General features: G+C 69.3%; 17 protein-coding genes and 1 pseudogene. 13 read left to right on the top strand and 5 right to left on the bottom strand.

From position 1 onward, the window contains the following. Window positions 1–99: 99 nt before the first annotated feature. Window positions 100–879: an SGNH/GDSL hydrolase family protein gene (locus tag FOH10_RS19590; protein WP_143981837.1), complete on the bottom strand. Its 780-nt coding sequence runs from the start codon at window positions 877–879 to the stop codon at window positions 100–102. Window positions 880–1,033: 154 nt separating this feature from the next. Here FOH10_RS19590 and FOH10_RS19585 point away from each other — a divergent pair, with 154 nt between their 5' ends. From FOH10_RS19585 to FOH10_RS19570, 4 genes are all read left to right on the top strand, one after another. Beyond that, window positions 1,034–1,333, top strand: a complete 300-nt coding sequence (locus tag FOH10_RS19585; RefSeq protein ID WP_143981836.1) for a hypothetical protein — start codon at window positions 1,034–1,036, stop codon at window positions 1,331–1,333. A 15-nt stretch (window positions 1,334–1,348) separates the two neighbouring features. After that, entirely contained in the window at window positions 1,349–3,028 is a 1,680-nt protein-coding gene (locus FOH10_RS19580; protein ID WP_143981835.1) for an alpha/beta hydrolase, read from the top strand. Between the two features lie 230 nt (window positions 3,029–3,258). Next, window positions 3,259–3,819, top strand: coding sequence for a hypothetical protein (locus tag FOH10_RS19575; protein WP_143981834.1), 561 nt, complete (start codon window positions 3,259–3,261; stop codon window positions 3,817–3,819). 67 nt (window positions 3,820–3,886) lie between these two features. After that, window positions 3,887–4,351, top strand: a complete 465-nt coding sequence (locus FOH10_RS19570; RefSeq protein WP_143981833.1) for a DUF2231 domain-containing protein — start codon at window positions 3,887–3,889, stop codon at window positions 4,349–4,351. A gap of 87 nt (window positions 4,352–4,438) precedes the next feature. Here FOH10_RS19570 and lexA read toward each other — a convergent pair whose 3' ends face one another. After that, window positions 4,439–5,161: a transcriptional repressor LexA gene (gene lexA, locus FOH10_RS19565; protein WP_029932920.1), complete on the bottom strand. Its 723-nt coding sequence runs from the start codon at window positions 5,159–5,161 to the stop codon at window positions 4,439–4,441. Window positions 5,162–5,430: 269 nt separating this feature from the next. On the opposite strand from lexA, the gene FOH10_RS19560 reads away from it, so the two are divergent. From FOH10_RS19560 to nrdR, 3 genes are all read left to right on the top strand, one after another. Further along, window positions 5,431–5,886: a hypothetical protein gene (locus FOH10_RS19560; protein WP_143981832.1), complete on the top strand. Its 456-nt coding sequence runs from the start codon at window positions 5,431–5,433 to the stop codon at window positions 5,884–5,886. A 150-nt stretch (window positions 5,887–6,036) separates the two neighbouring features. Then, window positions 6,037–7,314: a hypothetical protein gene (locus FOH10_RS19555; protein WP_244961284.1), complete on the top strand. Its 1,278-nt coding sequence runs from the start codon at window positions 6,037–6,039 to the stop codon at window positions 7,312–7,314. An 85-nt stretch (window positions 7,315–7,399) separates the two neighbouring features. Then, window positions 7,400–7,876, top strand: coding sequence for a transcriptional regulator NrdR (gene nrdR / locus FOH10_RS19550; RefSeq protein WP_039815659.1), 477 nt, complete (start codon window positions 7,400–7,402; stop codon window positions 7,874–7,876). 135 nt (window positions 7,877–8,011) lie between these two features. Here nrdR and hrpA read toward each other — a convergent pair whose 3' ends face one another. Next, window positions 8,012–12,013 (bottom strand): ATP-dependent RNA helicase HrpA, encoded by a 4,002-nt coding sequence (gene hrpA, locus FOH10_RS19545; protein WP_143981831.1) that lies wholly within the window; start codon window positions 12,011–12,013, stop codon window positions 8,012–8,014. Between the two features lie 138 nt (window positions 12,014–12,151). On the opposite strand from hrpA, the gene FOH10_RS35755 reads away from it, so the two are divergent. Next, window positions 12,152–12,829, top strand: a complete 678-nt coding sequence (locus FOH10_RS35755; protein WP_244961283.1) for a Pr6Pr family membrane protein — start codon at window positions 12,152–12,154, stop codon at window positions 12,827–12,829. A 26-nt stretch (window positions 12,830–12,855) separates the two neighbouring features. Here the strand turns inward: FOH10_RS35755 and FOH10_RS35750 are convergent. Continuing rightward, window positions 12,856–13,335, bottom strand: a pseudogene (locus FOH10_RS35750) (HAD family hydrolase); the annotation flags it as partial. Between the two features lie 111 nt (window positions 13,336–13,446). On the opposite strand from FOH10_RS35750, the gene FOH10_RS19530 reads away from it, so the two are divergent. Beyond that, window positions 13,447–13,722 carry a hypothetical protein gene (locus tag FOH10_RS19530; RefSeq protein ID WP_143981830.1) on the top strand — a complete coding sequence of 92 codons (276 nt, stop codon included), beginning with the start codon at window positions 13,447–13,449 and terminating at the stop codon, window positions 13,720–13,722. Window positions 13,723–13,769: 47 nt separating this feature from the next. Next, window positions 13,770–15,596 carry a glutamine--fructose-6-phosphate transaminase (isomerizing) gene (gene glmS, locus FOH10_RS19525; protein ID WP_143981829.1) on the top strand — a complete coding sequence of 609 codons (1,827 nt, stop codon included), beginning with the start codon at window positions 13,770–13,772 and terminating at the stop codon, window positions 15,594–15,596. Window positions 15,597–15,600: 4 nt separating this feature from the next. Here the strand turns inward: glmS and FOH10_RS19520 are convergent, their stop codons facing one another. Continuing rightward, a complete protein-coding gene (locus FOH10_RS19520; protein ID WP_029932910.1) occupies window positions 15,601–17,109 on the bottom strand; it encodes a PucR family transcriptional regulator in 1,509 nt (502 codons plus the stop codon). 164 nt (window positions 17,110–17,273) lie between these two features. Here FOH10_RS19520 and uraD point away from each other — a divergent pair, with 164 nt between their 5' ends. Genes uraD through pucL form a run of 3 tightly spaced genes read left to right on the top strand, consistent with a single transcriptional unit; the run spans window position 17,274 to window position 18,982 of the window. Then, complete coding sequence (gene uraD / locus FOH10_RS19515) at window positions 17,274–17,810, top strand: 2-oxo-4-hydroxy-4-carboxy-5-ureidoimidazoline decarboxylase (RefSeq protein ID WP_143981828.1); 537 nt, start codon at window positions 17,274–17,276, stop codon at window positions 17,808–17,810. Continuing rightward, complete coding sequence (gene uraH / locus FOH10_RS19510) at window positions 17,807–18,106, top strand: hydroxyisourate hydrolase (protein ID WP_029932908.1); 300 nt, start codon at window positions 17,807–17,809, stop codon at window positions 18,104–18,106. The genes uraD and uraH overlap by 4 nt, the downstream gene beginning before the upstream one ends. A 3-nt stretch (window positions 18,107–18,109) precedes the next feature. Next, complete coding sequence (gene pucL / locus FOH10_RS19505) at window positions 18,110–18,982, top strand: factor-independent urate hydroxylase (RefSeq protein WP_029932907.1); 873 nt, start codon at window positions 18,110–18,112, stop codon at window positions 18,980–18,982. The last annotated feature ends 26 nt before the right edge of the window (window positions 18,983–19,008 follow it).

Below are 19,008 nucleotides of genomic sequence, written 5' to 3'. Positions count from 1 at the left end.
CGTGGGCGACCAATTATTCAGGGCGGCAACGAGATTGCGCGCCGGGGCCAGCGTAGCCGGAAAGTCGGGGAACCGGCAGGGGCGGTGGGTTTCCGGCGGTCAGGCCAGCGCCGCGTCGACGACCACCGCGGCCAGATACGCCTGTCCCGCGACATTGGCGTGCAGCGGCACGGTCGGCGTCTCCGGGCGCGGACCATTGACCCGGCGGACCTCGACCGGTGCGCAGATGTCGTGTCCGGTCGCGGCGTAGTTGTCGGCGAACCGGGCGCCGTGGGCGCGGGCCAGCTCGCGCAGGGTGTCGGTGAGACGCTGTCCGCCACCGTGGTCGAGCACGCCGAAACACGGTCCGCTCGTGGGCAGATACCGCAGATAGGTGGTGAGCACGACGGTGGCGTGCGGGGAGCGCCGACGGATCTCGGTGAGTATCGCCCCGATGCGCTCGGTGAGCACGGTGAGCTGGGCGGCGGTGATGACATTGACGTCGAAGACACCGATGTCGTTGCCCCCGATGGTGAGTGTGACCAGGTCGGTGTCGGGCGTGAGCGCGGCGAGCTGCGGTGGGTTCACCGCTCCGCCGCGGCCGATCTGCGGCGCGGTCATATTCGCGGTCTTCGCTCCACTGCAGCTGACATCGACGAACTCGCGCACCCGCAGCGTGCGCGCCACGACCGACGGATAGTTGTCGGCGGCGCGGTCGCAGAACCGGGGACTGCCCGGCTGGATTCTGTCGAGCGACCCCACCGCCGCCGCGGAATCGCCGAGTGCGACATAGGTGTCGAACGGGGGAGCCGCCGGTGTGGCCGCAGCCGCGGTGAACGCCGCCGCGATGCAGATCGACACCGGCGTGATGACTAGGCGACGCAATCGGGCTGCGTGCATATGTCCTCTCTACCGCACCCGCCGGTCGGGTGCGACCACCGTGCGCCCCGGATGTGAACAGCGCGCGGATCATCCCCAGCGAACGTTCTCACCCGGCCGGGATCTCGGCTGGCTGCTAGATTTCCCGGCAGAAAGGGGATTTCCAATGGGGGAGATGCTGCGAACCGATATCGAGGCCCTGCGCGTCATGGCGGCGGGGGTGCGTGGGGAGGCCGATGCCATCGGTGGTATCGATCCGGTCGGACTGATCGCGACGGTGGGGCGGGCTATGCCGAATTCGGCCATCGGTTCCGCCGCCGTCGAATTGAGTGAACCGCTACGGATGGCGCTGCGCGATATGGCTCGGCAGGTGCGGGGCTTCGCCGATGCGGCCGACCACGGCGCCACCACCTACGAGGCGCTGGATCAGGCGCTCACCGAGCGGCTGGACGGATACCTGCACGGCACCTCGTAGCGGGGGAGTGCCGCCGTGTCGCGAGCGAGCCTGTCCCGGATGCGCGGCTGGGATCCCGCGACCGTGGCCGTCACCGCCGATCCGCTGGCGGCGATGAATCTGCGCATGGCCGAGGCCGTGCGCCGGGTCGGCCGGCATGTCGACGAGGCAGTGGGGCGGTGGCGCGGCGACGCCGCCGCCGCGGCCGCGCTGCGGGCGCTGGAGTCGCGGCTGGCGGCCGGCCAGCTCGCGGCGGCCGTACTCGATATCGCCGACGCCTGCGCGGACGCCGGGAATCTCGCGGAGATCCGCGCCGCGGTACTCGGCCTCGAGGACGACGCCCACGCTCACGGCTGCGTGGTCGCCGACGACGGTACGGTCACCGCACCCGTGGCGGACACGGGCAATCCCGCCCTGGATCTCGCACTCCAGGCATGTCTCGACACCAAGGCCGCGGCACTTCAGGCGCGGCTGGTGCCGCTGTTGGCGGCCGCCGACGGGCTGGACCGCGAGGTGGCCGCCCGACTCGACGATGCCCGTGCCGAACTGCTCGCCCTGGCGGCGAATCCCCAGGGCGCACGGCCGGATTCGCGGGTCATCGACATCCTGGACGGCGCCGCGTTGTTCCCCGACGACCCGTACGCCGTGCACGAGCTGTGGGAATCCCTCACGCCCGCCGATCGCGACGCGCTCGTCGCCTACGACCCGGCCATCGGGAATCGCGACGGCATTCCGGCGGTGGCGCGGGACTTCTACAACCGGCGGTATCTGGCGCGGCTGGAGTCGGCCGCCCACGCCGAACTCGCCTACCTCGACGGGCTGCATCCGGACTGGGCGGCCGGGCGGAACCCGCCCAGTACACCGGCGGAGTGGATACGTCTGCGGGAGTGGGACGCCGCCCGGCAGGAGGCGCACACCCGGCTGGCCGACTATCGGGTGGTTCGCCGGCAGCTCGACGGTGGCGATGACCCGCCCCGCTATCTGCTGGCGGTCGACGACAGCGGGCGGGGCGCGATCGCCCTCGGCAATCCGGACTCCGCCCGCAATATCGCGACCTTCCTCCCCGGCACCGGCGCGCGGCTGGGCACCATCGGCGCTGGCGTCGACCGCTCGCGTGCGCTGCTGGACGCGGCCACACGCGCGAATCCGGCCGAGCGCAGCGCGGTGATCACCTGGTACGGCTACCACGCGCCGCCCGACCTGATGGCCGCGCTGCGTCCCGACTACGCCACCGCCGCCGCTCCCGCGCTCGACCGCTTCCTGGACGGGCTGCGCGCCACCCACTCCGGCCCACACGCGCACACCACGCTCGTAGGCCACAGTTACGGCAGTACCGTGATCGGTGTCGCGGCCACCGGAGGACGGTCGCTCGCGGCCGATAGTGTGATTTTCGTCGGCAGTCCGGGGGTGCGGACCGATCATGTCACCGAGCTCCGGCTCGACGGCGTGCCGCCCGCGGACAACCCCCGGCACATCTTCGCCACCGCGGCCGCCGCCGATCCGGTCGCCGTCTTCGGTTCCGTGGCGCACGGTATCAGTCCGATCGAACGGGCGTTCGGCGCAACGGTTTTCGAGTCCGCGCCGGGCACCCGGCTGCAATTGCCGTTCCTCACGGTGTTCCCGGGAGAGCCGTGGGCGCATCACGGTTACTGGGATGCGGGCAATCCCGGATTGGTCACCCAGGGCGAGATCGTCGGCGGTGCATACCCCCGATGACCACGGGTTAAACGTTTACCGACGGATCGCCGCGAGTGTTATTCGTACGATTGACCATGTTATGGTGCGTGTGATCCGGGGCACATCGCCCGTAATGGGCAGAACGTCGCGGGTCGCGATGAGGGAAATTGGAAGGTTCGACGATGTTGGTTACCGCTGGCGAGATTCCGGCGCAAGCGGATTCGTGTGGTGCTGAGCGCGTCGACGTGAACGGTTCGGCGAGGACGTAGATGCGCAGCGACAGCATTCGACGCAAGTTCAAGCTCCACGAGGATCAGCGGCGCGCGAGTGAACTACCCCGGCTCCTGGAGGGGCTGGAGGTCCTCGGTTTCGTGCGCGCCGACGAGCTGCCCCAGCAGCTGCTGGACACCCTCGCCGATTTCGGCACCGCCAACCCGGCGCCGAACCAGCGCATCTACGCCGGGACCGCCAAGCCCCGCGTCGACGAGTGGCATGGGGAGCTGCTGCGCCGCGCGGGCATCGGTGAACGGTTCTTCCTGCGCACCGGGCTCGAGTACTTCCCCTGGGCGGACTGCCGGGTGACCGACGGACGCTGGCTCGACACCGTGCGCTCCGTGCTCGGTCCCGGTCTCGCGTTCATCGCCCACGACCGTCATTCGGCGGCGCTCACCGTTCCGGTGCGATACGAACTGCTCGGCTATCTGACCGTGCCGCTGGTCGGCCCGACCGACGCCAAACCCGCCGAACCGGCCGAGGACAACGAGGCGACCGTCCTCATGTCCCGGATCGAGCCCGCCGAGACCGTGCGGACGGAAGTCGCGGGCGGCTGACACCCGAACCGTGGCGCGCCGGGATACGTTGTTCCCGGTATCCGCGCGACGGAACGGAGGCGCTGCCATGACGACCCTCGACGGACTGCCCGCGCACGTGCTACTGGTGCACGCACTGGTGGTGCTGGTGCTGCTCACCGCGGCGCTGCTCATCCTCTGCGCACTGTGGGTGGCCGCGCGCCGGCGACTCGTCTGGCCGACCGCGGTCCTGGCGGTGGTGGTGGTCGCGCTGACACCGCTCACCATCGACGCGGGCGAGTGGCTGTACACCAGGGTGGGCAGCACGCCCGCCGTCGACGAACACGTCGAACTCGGCCGCGCCACCCTCTACTACGTGATCCCACTGCTGGTGGTGGCGCTCCTGCTGCTGCTCTGGCACTGGCGCGAGGAGCGCGGCGCGACCATCGGCCGTCCCGTGGTGAGTGTCCTCATCGTGCTCGCGATCGTCGCCGGGGTCGCGGCGGGTGTGCAGATCTACCGCGTCGGTGAGAGCGGTTCACGCGCGGTGTGGGGAGGCATCACGGCGACGTAGCGGCGAAAGGCCGTCGAGACGAAAAAACCGCCGTGGCCCGGCGCCCGGTCTGCGGGGCGGGCGCCCGGCCACGGCGGCTCGGCACGGTCAGATCTTGCGGATCACCGTGACAACCTTGCCGAGAATCTGTGCGTCATTGCCCGGGATGGGCTCGAACAACGGGTTGTGCGGCATCAGCCACACCTGGGAGCCGGTGCGCTTGAAGGTCTTGACCGTGGCCTCGCCGTCGATCATGGCGGCCACGATATCGCCGTTGTCGGCCACGTTCTGCTGGCGCACGACCACCCAGTCACCGTCGCAGATGGCGGCGTCGACCATGGACTGGCCGACCACCTTCAACAGGAACAGCGAACCCTCGCCGACCAACTCGCGCGGCAGCGGGAAGACATCCTCCACCGCCTGCTCGGCCAGGATCGGACCACCGGCGGCGATCCGGCCCAGCACGGGCACGTAGGTCGGGATGGGCTGATCGCCGGAATCGGCGGGCTCCGCGCCGACCGGACGCAGCTGGGTCACGCCGGTGGCGCGCACGGCCGTCTCGTCCAGGCCCCGGACATCCACGGCGCGTGGCCGATTGGGATCGCGCCGCAGGTAGCCCTTGCGCTCCAGGGCGCGCAACTGATGGGCGACCGAGGAGGTGGAGGTGAGGCCGACGGCGTCGCCGATCTCGCGGATGCTCGGCGGATAGCCGCGGTCGCTCACCGAGGTGCGGATGACCTCCAGCACCTTGCGCTGCCGGACGGTGAGATCCGCCCCGGTGCCGGACGCTTCGGTGCTGTCGTCGCCGACCGGTTCGTTGTCACCGTCCACGCCGCCGTGTTCGCTCACCGCCGTCGTCCTCCGTTCCCTGCTGTGTCTCACCGGAATGCTGCTGCACCGGAATTGTGGGTGGCTACCCGGAATTCGTGCTTCGACTGTAGTCCGAGGGCCGCGCTGGATCAAACATCTGTTCGACGCATGTCGCGGAAATACTGGATTCTATCGGTGGGGCGTGGTAGAAATTCGAACATCAGTTCTTCGAACACATGAGCGAACATGTTCGGCACATCCACCATAAGCCCACTTCGGAGGTTTGTTCGATGCGCACTGTGGTCAGCGAATTCGACACCCTGGGAAGCGATCTCGGCTTCGACACCATCCCGCGCGCCATCCGCGCCAGCTTCGCGCCCGCGCGTGTCGTGAATGCCGCGTCGCGCCCGGTCGCGGAACGGCGGCCGTGTCGGAATCGGCCACGCCCCGGTGTCGTGTCCTACGGCCGGGCGCGGATGCGTCGCGACCATGTCGTGATGCGCACCGAACCCGAGGCGATGCGCCGCCGCCCCTCGTTCAGTCGGGTGCAGCGCGCACAGGCCGGGCTCGCGGCGCTGGCCATCGCGGCACTGGTGAGCGCCATGGCGGTGGCGGGTCTGATCGCGCTGGCGCAGCTGCGTGCCGGTGAGTTCGGCTCGCAGACCGTGCCCGCCGAGATCATGCCCGCCGAGATCATGTCCAGCGAGATTGCGCCCGCCCAGGTGCCGCCCGCCGTTCCGCGCTAGGCGCTCGGCTTCCGCGGCGACTGGGGAAGGTCGCCGCGGGAGTTGGGTCGAATGGGCCACCGGGTGTGGCCGGAATTGTTGATCGCAAACTGAAACGTGTTGCTACGTTCCTCGGGGATGTGACCGCGGCAACAGGGGAATGTGCGATCGATGAGCGGACGTAGCAAGGGAAATCGGCGAACCGGGGCCGTGGTTCGACTGCTGGGCATGGCGAGCTGCCTGGCACTGGGCATGGTCGCGGTACCGGCCACACTCGTCACGGCACCGGCGGCCCATGCCGACTCGGCCTATGCCGCCTACCTGGACCTGCCGCCGGTGAACGGCGACGGGGCCGGTGGTGGCGGGCTGCATCCGGCGCTGCCGCTGGACCCGGAGTCGCTGCGCCTGGCACTCGACGAGGTTCGCGCGGCGGGTGTGGCACCGCGCCGCTATGCCACGCTGCTGCATCAGTACTGGCTCACGGTCGCCACCCGCCATGCCGATATCGACCTGGCGGCCTGGGACCCCACCCTCGGCGTCGACGCCAATACCCGCACCTTCACCCAGGTGTATGTGAACTATCTGCGGCTCAACAACGAGCATCCGGACTTCTACTGGGTGGGCCTGGCCGGGCTGGCGGGCGGCTCGTTCGCCTCCGGCTTCTTCGATATGAGCGATATGGGTGCGATCGTGAGCGTGCCCGGCGTGCATCAGCTCGGCAATGCCGTGGCCGACCTGCTGCGCACCACACCGCCGGAGCTGCTCGACATCCTGCCCTCGGATATCCGGCTGCTCGCCAGCGCGGGCGCACGGCTCACCGCCGCGGATCTGACCTGGTATCAGACCCGGCTGATGATCATGCAGAAGCACATCTTCATCGACCAGGTGCCGATGCACGAGGCGTACGTGGCCGGCGGCCTGGCCGCGGTGGAGGAGATGTACCGGGCCGGGGTCCTGGACGAGAACGCCATCCTGGCCTGGCGCGGAATCGCGGGCGGCACCCCGGCCGGTCTGGCGGACGCGGCGGTGCGGATGACCGACCGGGAACAGAATCAGATCATCGCCGACCAGTGGGACGTGACCTCCCGGGGGCGGGGAGCCATGGGCCGGGTCATGACCTACGTGAGCACCGTCGCCGGGAAGGCGGCCGTACCCGGCGTGCGCGCCCCCGGCGTTTTCGCGCCCACCACCCTCACCGCCGAGGCGGGCGGGCGCACCATCTCACTGCGCACGCCGCTGCCCGATTTCAACTGGGCGGATCGGGACACGCGCTGGCACTACATCGTCAACGATCTGCTGCCCAGCTATCTGGCCATGGTCGCCGATCCCGTGGTCGCGAGACCGGTTCTGGCCGAGCCTTTCCCGGCCAAGCTGGCGAACGGCCGCCTCCTGGTCAGATTGCCGGATCTGCTCGCCGACGTGACCTCGCAGTGGCAGCTGACGGCCTGATGTCAAGACCGGGCGCACGGTAATTGCGTCCCGCCGGGTATCCTCGGGGTTGCTGAGGACCCCAGGCATCGACGAAGGATCCGGAATGCATTGCCCGTACTGTCGTCACCCGGATTCCCGGGTGGTCGACTCGCGTGAGGCCGAGGAAGGCACCGCCATCAGGAGGCGACGTGCCTGCCCGCAGTGTGGGCGGCGGTTCAGCACGGTCGAAACCGCGATTCTCTCGGTGGTGAAGCGCAGCGGCGTGAGCGAGGCGTTCAGCCGCGAAAAGGTGATCCGCGGCGTGCGACGCGCCTGCCAAGGCCGCGAGGTCGACGACGACGCCCTCAACCTGCTCGCCCAGCAGGTGGAGGATGCGGTGCGCGCCAAGGGCTCCCCGGAGGTGCCCAGCCACGAGGTCGGCCTCGCCATCCTCGGCCCGCTGCGCGACCTCGACGAGGTCGCCTACCTCCGCTTCGCCTCCGTCTACCGATCCTTCAGCTCCGCAGAGGATTTCGAACGCGAGATCGCCGAACTACGCAAACACCGCGAGGAACAGTCCGTCGGCGCGACCGCGGACTGACGAGGGCTCGCCGCCCTGCGGCCGAACGGCACGGGTGCGCTTGGGCAGTCTGCGCCAGGGGCGCGGGGTGGGCAAGCGCTGCGCACTCCGAACCGCAGCCTTCGCTCCTAGCGCCGAGTCCCGGCCGCGGCACCCTCACCGCCGGGCAGGGGCCTTCCGCACCGCGTCGATCGCCTTCTCGATCCGCTTGACCGACACCGGATACGGCGTACCCAACTGCTGCGCGAACAGACTCACCCGCAATTCCTCGATCATCCACCAGATCTCGACCACATCGCGCCCGCCACGCCGCCCCTCGGGCAGTGCGTCGACCAGCCGATCGTAGGCGGCGTGCACGCGGTCCAGTTCGATCATCCCCTGCCGGTCCCGTCCGGCGGCAGCGGGCAGCGCCTCCAACCGCAGCCGCGCGGCCTCGAGATAGCGGGGCAGCTCGCGCAGCCGCGCGCTGCCCCACTCGGAGATGAATCCGGGGAACACCAGATCGTCGAGCTGATGGCGCACATCCTCGACCGCCTCGCGATCACGGGTGTCGACCAGCGCCGACCGCACCCGGTGCGCCTCGGCCAACACCGGCACCACCAGACGCACGATCCGCGCCACCGCGGTGCCGAACTCCGGTCGCACCCGCTCCACGAGTGCCTGGAACTGCTCGGGACCGCGCACCGGACCACCCGCGGCGGCGATGAGCTCATCGGCGGCGCAGGCGCGGCAGTCCTCCAGCAGCGCATCCAGCGAGCCGTACGGATTCTGGCTCAGCGCAAGCCGATCCGCGGGCGGCAGCCCCGCGGTGACCGCGCGCGGCGACGTCGGCAGCGCACCGAGCAGCAGGGTGCGCGTACCGACCCGCATGGCCGCGGCCTGTTCGCCCGGTGAGCTGAGCACCCGGACCGCCACACCCTCCGGTTCGGCCACCAGGGCCGGATAGCCGGTGATGGTCTGACCCCCCACCTGGCGCTTGACCGAGGTCGGCAGCTCACCGAGCGATTCCGAGGTCCACACCGTGGCGGGTGCGCGTTCGGCGGCGTTGTTGGCCCGCGCCACCGATTTCGAGACCTGCTCGGCCAGCCCGTTCTTCAGCTCCGCCAGGCTCTTGCTGCGCGCCACGATCGCCCCGGACTGGTCGACCGCGGCGAAGGTCATGCGCAGATGATCGGGCAGGCCCGCCGGATCCAGCTGTCCGGGCGCGATGGTGACCGATCCGAGCCGCGACAGCTCCCGCGCCAGTCCGGTGCGCAGTGGTTCGGCGCGCGGCGTGAGCGTCTCCAGCGCCGCGCGCGCGTAGTCCGGTGCCGGAACCACCATGCGCCGCAACTGCTTCGGCAGCGTCTTGATGAGCGCGGTGACCAGTTCCTCGCGCATGCCCGGCACCAGCCAGTCGAAGCCCACCGCGCGCACGTGCGCCAGTTGGGCCACCGGAATGTGCACGGTGACACCGTCATCGGCCTGGCCGGGTTCGAATTGATAGGTGAGCGGGAAGGTCAGCTCGCCCTGCCGCCAGCTGTCCGGGTACGCGGTCGGATCCAGCAGTGCCGCATCCTCGTTGACGATGGTGGAGGCGGTGAAGTCCAGCAGGTCCGGATTCTTGCGCTGCTCCTTCTTCCACCAGCTGTCGAAATGCCGCACCGACACCACGTCGGCGGGGATCCGCTGGTCGTAGAAGTCGAACAGCACCTGGTCGTCGACCAGGATGTCGCGTCGCCGGGCCCGGTGCTCCAGATCGGCGACATCCTCGAGCAGATCCCGATTGCGTTGGAAGAAGGCGTGTCTGGTCTGCCACTCACCCTGCACCAGGGCATGCCGGATGAACAGCTCGCGGGACAGCTGCTGGTCGATGCGCCCGAAGTCCACCCGCCGCTGCGTCACCAGCGGCACCCCGTAGAGCGTGACGCGCTCGTAGGCCATGGCCGCGCCGCGCTTGGACGACCAATGCGGTTCGGAGTAGGTGCGTTTGACCAGGTCCCCGGCCAGGCGCTCGGCCCATTCCGGTTCGATCCGCGCGGCCATGCGGCCCCACAGCCTGGAGGTCTCCACCAGTTCGGCGGCCATCACCCAGCGCGGCGGCTTCTTGGCCAGCGAGGAGCCCGGAAAGATCATGAACTTGGCATTGCGGGCACCCAGGAACTCCCGCGATTCCGCTTCGCGCACACCGAGATGCGAGAGCATGCCGGACAGCAGCGCCTGGTGGATCGAGGTGGTGTCCCATGGCAGGGCGTCGTCGCCGAGCACCGATCGCTCGGTGCGCTCCTCGACCGTCCAGCCGAGCCCGCGGGTGATGGTGCGCAGCTGCCCGTGCAGGTCCTGCCACTCCCGAATGCGCAGGTAGTGCAGGAACTCGTCGCGGCACAGCCGCCGGAACTGGTTGGACGACAGTGCTTTCCGCTGATCCGCGAGGTAGTCCCAGAGGTGTAGGTAGGCCAGGAAGTCCGAACCCTCCACGGTGAACCGCGCATGTTTGGTGTCGGCCGCCTGCTGATGCTCCACCGGCCGTTCGCGCACATCCTGAATCGACAGCGCCGCGACGATGCGCAGCACTTCGGGCAGGGTGCCGTTGCGGTGTGCCTCCACCAGCATGCGAGCCATGCGCGGATCGACCGGCAGCTGGGACATATCGCGGCCGACCGGGGTCAGCACCAGTCCGGCGTCCGCAATGCCGGGCCGCGCGGCCGATTCGGATTCGGAGCGGCGGCCGAGCGCGCCCAACTCCTCGAGCAGCGCGATGCCGTCGCGGATGGCGCGGCTGTCGGGTGCCTCCACGAACGGGAAGCTCTCGATATCGCCGAGTCCCAGCGCCGTCATCTGGAGAATGACCGCGGCCAGATTGGTGCGCAGGATCTCCGGTTCGGTGAAGGTGGGGCGCGAGTCGAAATCGTCCTCGGAGTACAGGCGGATCGCGATGCCGTCCGCCACGCGGCCGCAGCGGCCGGAGCGCTGCCGCGCTGACGCCTGGGAGATCGGCTCGATGGGCAGTCGCTGCACCTTGGTGCGCATGGAGTACCGCGAGATGCGTGCGGTGCCCGGGTCGATGACGTAGCGGATACCGGGCACGGTGAGCGAGGTCTCGGCCACATTGGTGGCCAGCACCACGCGGCGGCCGGTATGCGGCGCGAACACCTTGTGCTGTTCGGCCGCCGAGAGCCGCGCGTACAGCGGCAGGATCTCGGTGCGCGGCAGCTTCAGATCGCGCAACGAGTCGGCGGTATCCCGGATTTCGCGTTCGCCGGACAGGAAGACCAGGATGTCGCCGTCACCCTCGCGCTGGAGTTCGCGCACCGCGTCGGCGATGGCGTCGGTGGGATCGCGGTCCACGATCTCGGTGTCCTCGTCGTCGGGATCGTCCGAGGTGAGCGGAATCTCCAGCGACAGTGGGCGATAGCGGATCTCGACCGGATACGAGCGCCCCGACACCTCGACGATCGGTGCGGGCGTACCCTTCTCGTCCGCGAAATGTCTCGCGAACAGCTCCGGGTCGATGGTGGCCGAGGTGATGACGATCTTGAGGTCGGGCCGCTTGGGCAGCAGCTGCTCGAGATAGCCGAGCAGGAAGTCGATATTGAGGCTGCGTTCGTGCGCCTCGTCGATGATGATGGTGTCGTAGCGGCGCAGCAGCCGGTCGCGCTGGATCTCGGCCAGCAGAATGCCGTCGGTCATGAGTTTGACCAGCGTGCGATCCGACGCCTGATCGGTGAAGCGGACCGTGTAGCCCACCACATCGCCCAGTTCGGTGTCGAGTTCGGACGCGATGCGCTCGGCCACCGTCCGTGCGGCCAGTCGCCGCGGCTGGGTGTGGCCGATGGTGCCGCGGATGCCGCGACCCAGTTCCAGGCAGATCTTCGGCAGCTGGGTGGTCTTACCCGAGCCGGTCTCACCGGCCACGATCACGACCTGGTTCTCGGCGATGGCCTTCGCGATATCGTCGCGTCGCGCCGAGACCGGCAGCTGTTCCGGATAGCGGATGGTCGGCACCGCGGCGCGGCGGGCGGCGACGCGCTGGGCGGCGGCGTCGATATCGGCTTCGAGTTGGCTGAGATCGCCGCCGCGGACCTTGTCGAGCCGCCGACGCAAACGGTGTTCGTCGCGGATCGAGAGATCGGCCAGGCGGGAACGAAGCTCGCGGAAGGTGGCGGCGGTCCTGGTCATTGCGTCAACCAGCGTAGCGAAGCCTTTGCCCGGTTTGCGCGGCGGCGGTGGGCCGGCGGCCGGTCAGGGCTAGCGGGAGGATTGCCACACCCGCCGAATGTCGCTGTTCCGCACTCGTGCTGTGGGACGATCGTACCCATGGTGACCAGTTCAGCGACACCGCTCTGGATTCGCTCGGCCCGGATCGCTTTCGGTGTGCTCGGTGTGGTGGCGCTGCTGTGGATTCCGCTGCGCAATCTCGATGTGGAGACCTTCTCCACCGCCAACTACTTCAGCTACTTCACCATCGAATCCAATGTGCTGGGCGTCGTCGTGCTGCTGGTCGGCGGCGTGCTGGATCCGAGGTCGCGGCGGTGGCAGCTGGTGCGCGGCGCGGCGACGCTGTACCTGGTGATCACCGGCGTGGTGTACGCGGTGCTGCTGGCCGATATCGATGTCATGCTGACCGACCGGTGGATCAACGACGTCCTGCACCGGGTGCTGCCGATCGTGCTGCTGGTGGACTGGCTGCTGGTGCCCGCGGGGTTGATCGCGGGTCTGCGCCTGGTCGGGCTGTGGCTGATCTATCCCGTGGTCTACGGCGCGTACACGCTGGTGCGAGGGCCGATCGTGGACTGGTACCCGTACCCGTTCATCGACCCGCGCGGCCAGGGCTATGTGTCGATGGCGCTCGGGCTGGTGGTGCTGGTCGTGGTGTTCGCGCTGCTGGCCGTCGCGGTGGCGGCGCTGGGCGGACTGCTGGGCGGCTGGATCGGATTGTCGCGCAACCAGGACGGGAAGGCCGTCAGCTCCGACAACACCGCGTCCGCACCGTAGTCCCGCAGCGCCGCGGCGCTGTATCCGCCCGTCGCCACGGTCAGGCTGAACGCTCCGGCAGCCCGTGCCGCGTCGACGTCGCCCGGATGATCACCCACATACAGCCCCGCCCCGTGCTCCCGCAGCGCGATCCCCTTCTCCGCGGCCCACAGCCCACCCCGCACCACATCCACCGGCAACCCCAGGAACGCCACCGTCGCCACCGTGTCCCGATGATTCTTGGCCGACACCACCATGGTCCGCCCACCCCTGGCACGCACTGCCTCGATGGCATCCCACGCCCCCGGCATGGTCACACTCGCCGGCACCGCGATCCCCGGATACAACTCCCGATACCGCGCCACCATGGCATCGACCTCCCCGGCCGGAAACCAGTTCGCCAACTCCACCGCCAACGGCGGCCCCAACCGCGAGGTCACCAACTCCACATCGATAGCCACGCCCGTCTCGGCCGCCAACCGCTCGTACACGGCCCCGATCCCCGCCCGCGTATCCGCCAGGGTCATATCGAGGTCGAAGCCCACCATCATGGCCATCAGGCTAGACGCAACGAATCTGTGCCCGAAATCGGGCAGGAAATTCCACCATCGGCGCGTGGAGTGGCTAGGGTGGTCGCCGTGCCTGCTACCGAAGCTCCGCCGCGTGATCTGGTTCGGCATGTCGCCGGGTCCACCGGGCTGCCGTTGGCGGTGGCGGCCCGGGTGGTCGCCGATGTGGTCGCCTATTTCGGGGAGACGACCGAGGAGTATGTGCGGCGGCGGCATGCGGAGTTGCGTGGGCGTGGGCGCAAGAACGCGGAGATCTGGGTGGAGTTGGCCGGGGAACTGGCCAACCGGCCGGTTCGGGCGGGGGAGCTGACCGAACGGCAGCTGCGCCGCATTGTGTACGGCTGAGCGTCCGCGCCCCTATTTGTCCGATATCCGAAGGAAAGAGCGAGCGTATGTGTGGAATCGTCGGCTACGTCGGCCACAAGGCGGCGACACCGATCCTGTTGGAGGGGCTGCGGCGGCTGGAGTACCGCGGCTACGACTCCGCGGGGATCGCGGTGCTGCACCGGGGCCGGATGAAGGTCACCAAGGCCGCCGTGCGCGTCGACGAACTGCGGGACCTGGTCGGGGACGGCGGGCTGGGCACCATCGGCATCGGGCACACCCGCTGGGCCACCCACGGTGAACCGTCCGAGGCCAATGCCCACCCGCACTTCGACACCGCCAAGCGGATCGCGGTGGTGCACAACGGCATCATCGAGAACGCCGACGTGCTGCGCGCCAAGCTCACCAGCGCCGGGGTGAAGTTCGTCTCCGAGACCGACACCGAATGCATCGCACACCTGGTGGCGGCGCGGATGGACGCCGGTGCGGCGACTCTGGAGGATGCGGTGCGGGCCGCGCTCACCGAGGTCGACGGCGCGTACGGTCTGGTCGTGCTCGACCTGCGCACCCCCACCGAACTGGTGGTTGCCCGCAACGGCAGCCCCATCGTGCTCGGCATCGGCGAGGGCGAGATGTACGTGGCCTCCGATGTGGCCGCCCTGGTCCGGCACACCCAGCGCGTGGTGTTCCTCGACGACGGCGAACTGGCCACCGTCACCGCCGACGACTTCCACACCAGCACCCTGCAGGCGGTGCGCACCGCCAAGACGGCCACCACCGTGGCGGTCGACGACGCCGACTACCGGCTGGGCGGGCACGACGACTTCATGCACAAGGAGATGAGCGAGCAGCCCGACGCCATCCGCCGCGCCCTGCTGGGCCGCCTCGACGAGCGCTTCGCCACCTCCCGCCTCGACGGCCTGCGCCTGGATGCCCGCGAGCTGCGGGCGATCCGGCGGGTCAAGTTCCTCGGCTGCGGGTCGGCCTACTACGCCGGTCAGCTGGGCGCGAGCCTGGTGGAGGAGCTGTCCCGGCTGCCCGCGGACGCCGAACCCGCCTCGGAGTTCCGCTACCGCAATCCGGTGGTCGAACACGACACCCTGTACGTCGCGGTCAGCCAGTCCGGGGAAACCGCCGACACCCTCGCCGCGGTGCAGGAACTCAAGCGCAAGGGCGGTCAGGTGATCGGCGTGGTGAACGGCGTCGGCAGCGCCATCGCCCGCGAATGCGGCCGCGGCGTCTTCCTGCACGCCGGTCCGGAGGTGTCGGTGGCCTCCACCAAGGCCGTGACCAATATGAGCGTCTGCTTCGCCCTGCTGGCCACCCTGCTCGGCCGGGTGCGCGACCTCGGTGTCGCCGACGGCTCCCGCATCGTGTCGGCCCTGAGCGAACTGCCCGACCGGGTGGCCGAGGTACTGGCCATGGACGCCGAGATCGCCGCCGTGGCAGAGCAGTTCAAGGACGCCACCCGCATGTTCTTCATCGGCCGGGTGCGCTGCTGGCCGGTGGCCCGCGAGGGCGCGCAGAAGCTCAAGGAGATCTCCTACGTCCACGCCGAGGCGTATCAGGCCTCCGAGCTCAAGCACGGCCCGCTGGCCCTGATCGACCCGGATATGCCGTCGGTGGTGCTGGTGCCGGACGACGAACTGCTCACCAAGAACATCGCCACCATCGAGCAGATCAAGGCCCGCGGCGGCCCGGTCATCGCCGTCACCAACGCCGACCTTCCGGAGGGCTTGGCGGACGCGGTGATTCGCGCCCCGCACACCACCCGCGAACTGGACCCCATCCTGCTGACGGTGCCGTTGCAGCTGTTCGCCTACCACCTGGCCCGCGCCCTGGGCCGCGATATCGACAAGCCGCGCAACCTCGCCAAGAGCGTGACCGTGGAGTAGCGGATCAGCGCAGGGCCAGCGCCAGGAAGAAGTCGACGCGGTCCTCGAGCCGGGACAGATCGCGCTGGGTGAGCTCCTCGATGCGCTGGATGCGGTAGCGCAGCGTGTTCACGTGCACGTGCAGCACCTCCGAGCAGCGGGCCCACGAACCCGACAGTTCGAGGAAGGTCTCCAGCGTGTTCACCAGATCGGCGCGATTGTCCTTGTCGTAGTTGATGAGCGGGTCCAGCAGCCGGACGCGGAACATGCGGCGCACCTCGTCCGGCACGCTGGCCAGCAGCAGCATGTGGGTGGCCAGTTCGTCGTGGCGCACCACACTGGTCGGCTGCGGGCGTTCGGCGGCCATGCGGCGCGCGTAGCGGGCCTCCTCGATCGCGCCGCGCAGGCCCTCGCCCTCCACCGCGCCGCTGATGCCGACCGACAGCCGACTGCCCTGGAGTCCGGGGCCGAGCGCTTCCACGGCGCGGTGGATGCGGTCGTCGAGCGAGGTGTCGCCGCCGAGGGCCACCAGCACGATCGCCTCGCCGTCGACCACCCCGGCGGCGGGGCTGCGATCGTGCAGGATCTCCCGCAGCAGCGCGCGCAGTTCGCGCGGGCGCACCGCCCCGGAGTCGGCGGTGGCGGCCACCGCGAGGTAGCGGTCGGAGAGTGCGAGCCCGGTGAGTTCCAGCCGCGACACGATGTCGGCCGTCTTGGCGTCGGAGACGATGAGTTCGATGAGCTCCTGCGCGAGTCGCCCCTCGGAGCTCTGCCGATCGTCCAGCCGCGCCCGTTCCAGCGACACCACGGCGGCCAGTTCCCCGATCAGGGTGCGGCGCTCCTCGTGCCAGTCCTTGTAGTCGCCCGCGAAGACCAGGAACCAGTCGGCGACCCGCGAGGTGCCGTCGGGGTCCACCGCGAACAGCGAATAGCGGGTGCCGTCGACGGTCGACACGTGCGGCAGTCGCCGGGCGGCCAGGAAGGCGGTGCGCAGCGCGGCGGGCGGCGGTGCCGCGGGTCCGGCGATCACCCGCCCGGTGGACGACACCACCCAGCAGGGCATGCCCAGATTGCGTTCCACGAGTTCCAGCACCGAATCCAGGCCCTCGCCCGAGACCAGGCGGCGGTGCCGGTCCAGGATGGCCGACAGGTCGGCGGCGCGGCCGGTGGACAGATGCCGGTTGACCTGTTCGGTGACCGTGGCGAAGGCGATGTGTTCGGGCACCCGGAACAGCGGGATGCGGTGCTGTTCGCAGGCCGCGACCAGATCGGCGGGCACCTCGCCGTAGAGCGCGTCCCCGGCGGCCAGTCCCGCCACCTTGGCGCGCGCCAGCGCCGAGACGAACGCCTCGCTGTCGGCGGGTTCGCGCCACCACTGCAGGCCGGTGAGCACCAGTTCGCCGCCGGAGAGATATCGGCTCGGGTCGAGCATGTCGGTGGTGACGACCCAGCGCACGAACCGTTCCAACTCGCCCTCGCCGGTGACGAGTCGCAGGCCGAGATCGGTCATGGCCAGCAGGGAATGCAACCGCATGATTGCCGAGGCTAACAGCCAGTGACATCGAGGTTACGGAACTTGGATGTATCTACAAACCGACCGCTGTGAAGCAGGCCACATCTTCGGAGATCTCGTCCCTGCCGCTGGTCACGGCCGCCCTGTGTACTTACCGGCGTAGCTGGTCAAGGGATGGAGGTCGGATGTCGAGTCGCCTGGAATGGCTCGGTTCGCTGCCCCTCGAAGAGGCCGAAGCGCAGCTGCTCAGTTGCTGTGCCTCGCGCCAGTGGGTGCGCAAGATGGTGGCCAACCGGCCCTACGCCGACGAGGCGAGTCTGCTCGCCGCAGCGGTGGACGGGGTGCGGGAACTCGCGTGGTCCGATGTGGAGGAGGCGCTGTCGGCGCATCCGCGTATCGGGGAGCGGGCCGAGGCCGCCCATCGCGCGGGGATGTCCGCCGAGGACGCGCGGCGTGAGACGCAGTGGTCGCGACAGGAGCAGTCCGACGCCGCCACCGCCGACGACGCCGTCAAGGCCGAACTGGTCGCCCGCAATCTGGCCTACGAGGAGCGCTTCGGCCACGTCTTCCTGATCCGCGCCACCGGCCGCGGCGTGACCGAGATCCTGACCGCCCTGCACCGACGGCTGCACAACTCGGTCGAGGAGGAGCGCGTCGAGGTGCGCGCCGAACTCGCCGACATCACCGTCCTGCGTATCCGAAAACTGTTGGGGCTGCTGTGAGTCTGTCCACCCATGTACTCGACGCGGCCACCGGCCGCCCGGCGGCGGGACTGCCGGTGCGACTGGAGGCCGCCGACGGAACGGTGCTCGCCGAGCACCGCACCGACGCCGACGGTCGGATCAAGGATCTGCCCGCGCCCGGTGCCGGGACGCATCGGCTGGTCTTCGACACCGGCGATATCAGTCCGTTCTATCCGTCGGTGACCATCGCTTTCACGGTCACCGACCCGGCGGAGCACTATCACGTGCCCCTGCTGCTCAGTCCGTACTCCTTCTCCACCTATCGAGGTAGCTGAACAATGTCGATCACGCTCGGTCCCAACCGATACGGCAAGGCGGAAACGCGCGTCGTCCGGGTCACCAAGAACGGCAACAAGCACGATCTGCGCGATCTGAACGTCAGCGTGGCGCTGTCCGGCGACATGGAGGACGTGCACCTGACCGGCGACAACGGCGCGGTGCTGCCGACCGACACCCAGAAGAACACCGTCTTCGCCTTCGCCAAGCAGTACGGCATCGCCTCGCCGGAGGAGTTCGGCCTGCGTCTGGCCCGGCATTTCGTGGACTCCCAGCCCACCATCGACCACGCCCGCGTGGAGATCGAGGAGTACGCCTGGGAGCGGAATGTGGTGGGGCTCAACGCCCATCCGCACTCGTTCGTGCGCTCGGGCCGCGAAACCCGCACCGCCCGTATCCATTACGACGGCAACAAGGCGTGGGTGGTGTCGGGCCTGAAGGACCTGACCGTGCTGAACTCCACCGGCTCGGAGTTCCACGGCTACATCCGCGACCAGTACACCACCCTGCGCGAGACCCGTGACCGCGTGCTGGCCACCGAGGTGGAGGCGCAGTGGCGGCACTCCGGTGACACCGCCGAGTGGGACAAGTCCTACGAGATCGTGCGTCGCTGCCTGCTGCAGGCGTTCGCCGACACGCACAGCCTGTCGTTGCAGCAGACGCTGTACGCCATGGGGGAGCGGGTGCTGGAAACCGTCTCCGACATCGTGGAAGTCAAGCTGGCACTGCCCAACAAGCACCACTTCGAGGTGGATCTGACCCCGTTCGGCCAGGTCAACGACAACGAGGTGTTCTGGGCCGCGGATCGTCCGTACGGTCTCATCGAGGGCACGGTGGTGCGCTCGGTCCCTACCGCCGGTCCCGCCTGGGATTGAGAGTACTAGCGGCGCAATGGATCTCC

The organism is Nocardia otitidiscaviarum, assembly GCF_007362295.1.
Classification (GTDB): Bacteria; Actinomycetota; Actinomycetes; order Mycobacteriales; family Mycobacteriaceae; genus Nocardia; species Nocardia otitidiscaviarum.
The sequence above is the reverse complement of the archived record's forward strand: the minus strand, read 5'-3'. Positions and strand labels throughout refer to the sequence as shown.

Coding starts and splice junctions, on each gene's coding strand:
- FOH10_RS19560 (WP_143981832.1), top strand. CDS start 5,431: ATGCGCACTGTGGTCAGCGAATTCGACACCCTGGGAAGCGATCTCGGC.
- FOH10_RS35755 (WP_244961283.1), top strand. CDS start 12,152: ATGGTGACCAGTTCAGCGACACCGCTCTGGATTCGCTCGGCCCGGATC.
- hrpA (WP_143981831.1), bottom strand. CDS start 12,013: ATGACCAGGACCGCCGCCACCTTCCGCGAGCTTCGTTCCCGCCTGGCC.
- FOH10_RS19570 (WP_143981833.1), top strand. CDS start 3,887: ATGACGACCCTCGACGGACTGCCCGCGCACGTGCTACTGGTGCACGCA.
- glmS (WP_143981829.1), top strand. CDS start 13,770: ATGTGTGGAATCGTCGGCTACGTCGGCCACAAGGCGGCGACACCGATC.
- pucL (WP_029932907.1), top strand. CDS start 18,110: ATGTCGATCACGCTCGGTCCCAACCGATACGGCAAGGCGGAAACGCGC.
- FOH10_RS19555 (WP_244961284.1), top strand. CDS start 6,037: ATGAGCGGACGTAGCAAGGGAAATCGGCGAACCGGGGCCGTGGTTCGA.
- nrdR (WP_039815659.1), top strand. CDS start 7,400: ATGCATTGCCCGTACTGTCGTCACCCGGATTCCCGGGTGGTCGACTCG.
- FOH10_RS19575 (WP_143981834.1), top strand. CDS start 3,259: ATGCGCAGCGACAGCATTCGACGCAAGTTCAAGCTCCACGAGGATCAG.
- FOH10_RS19590 (WP_143981837.1), bottom strand. CDS start 879: ATGCACGCAGCCCGATTGCGTCGCCTAGTCATCACGCCGGTGTCGATC.
- FOH10_RS19520 (WP_029932910.1), bottom strand. CDS start 17,109: ATGCGGTTGCATTCCCTGCTGGCCATGACCGATCTCGGCCTGCGACTC.
- FOH10_RS19585 (WP_143981836.1), top strand. CDS start 1,034: ATGCTGCGAACCGATATCGAGGCCCTGCGCGTCATGGCGGCGGGGGTG.
- uraD (WP_143981828.1), top strand. CDS start 17,274: ATGTCGAGTCGCCTGGAATGGCTCGGTTCGCTGCCCCTCGAAGAGGCC.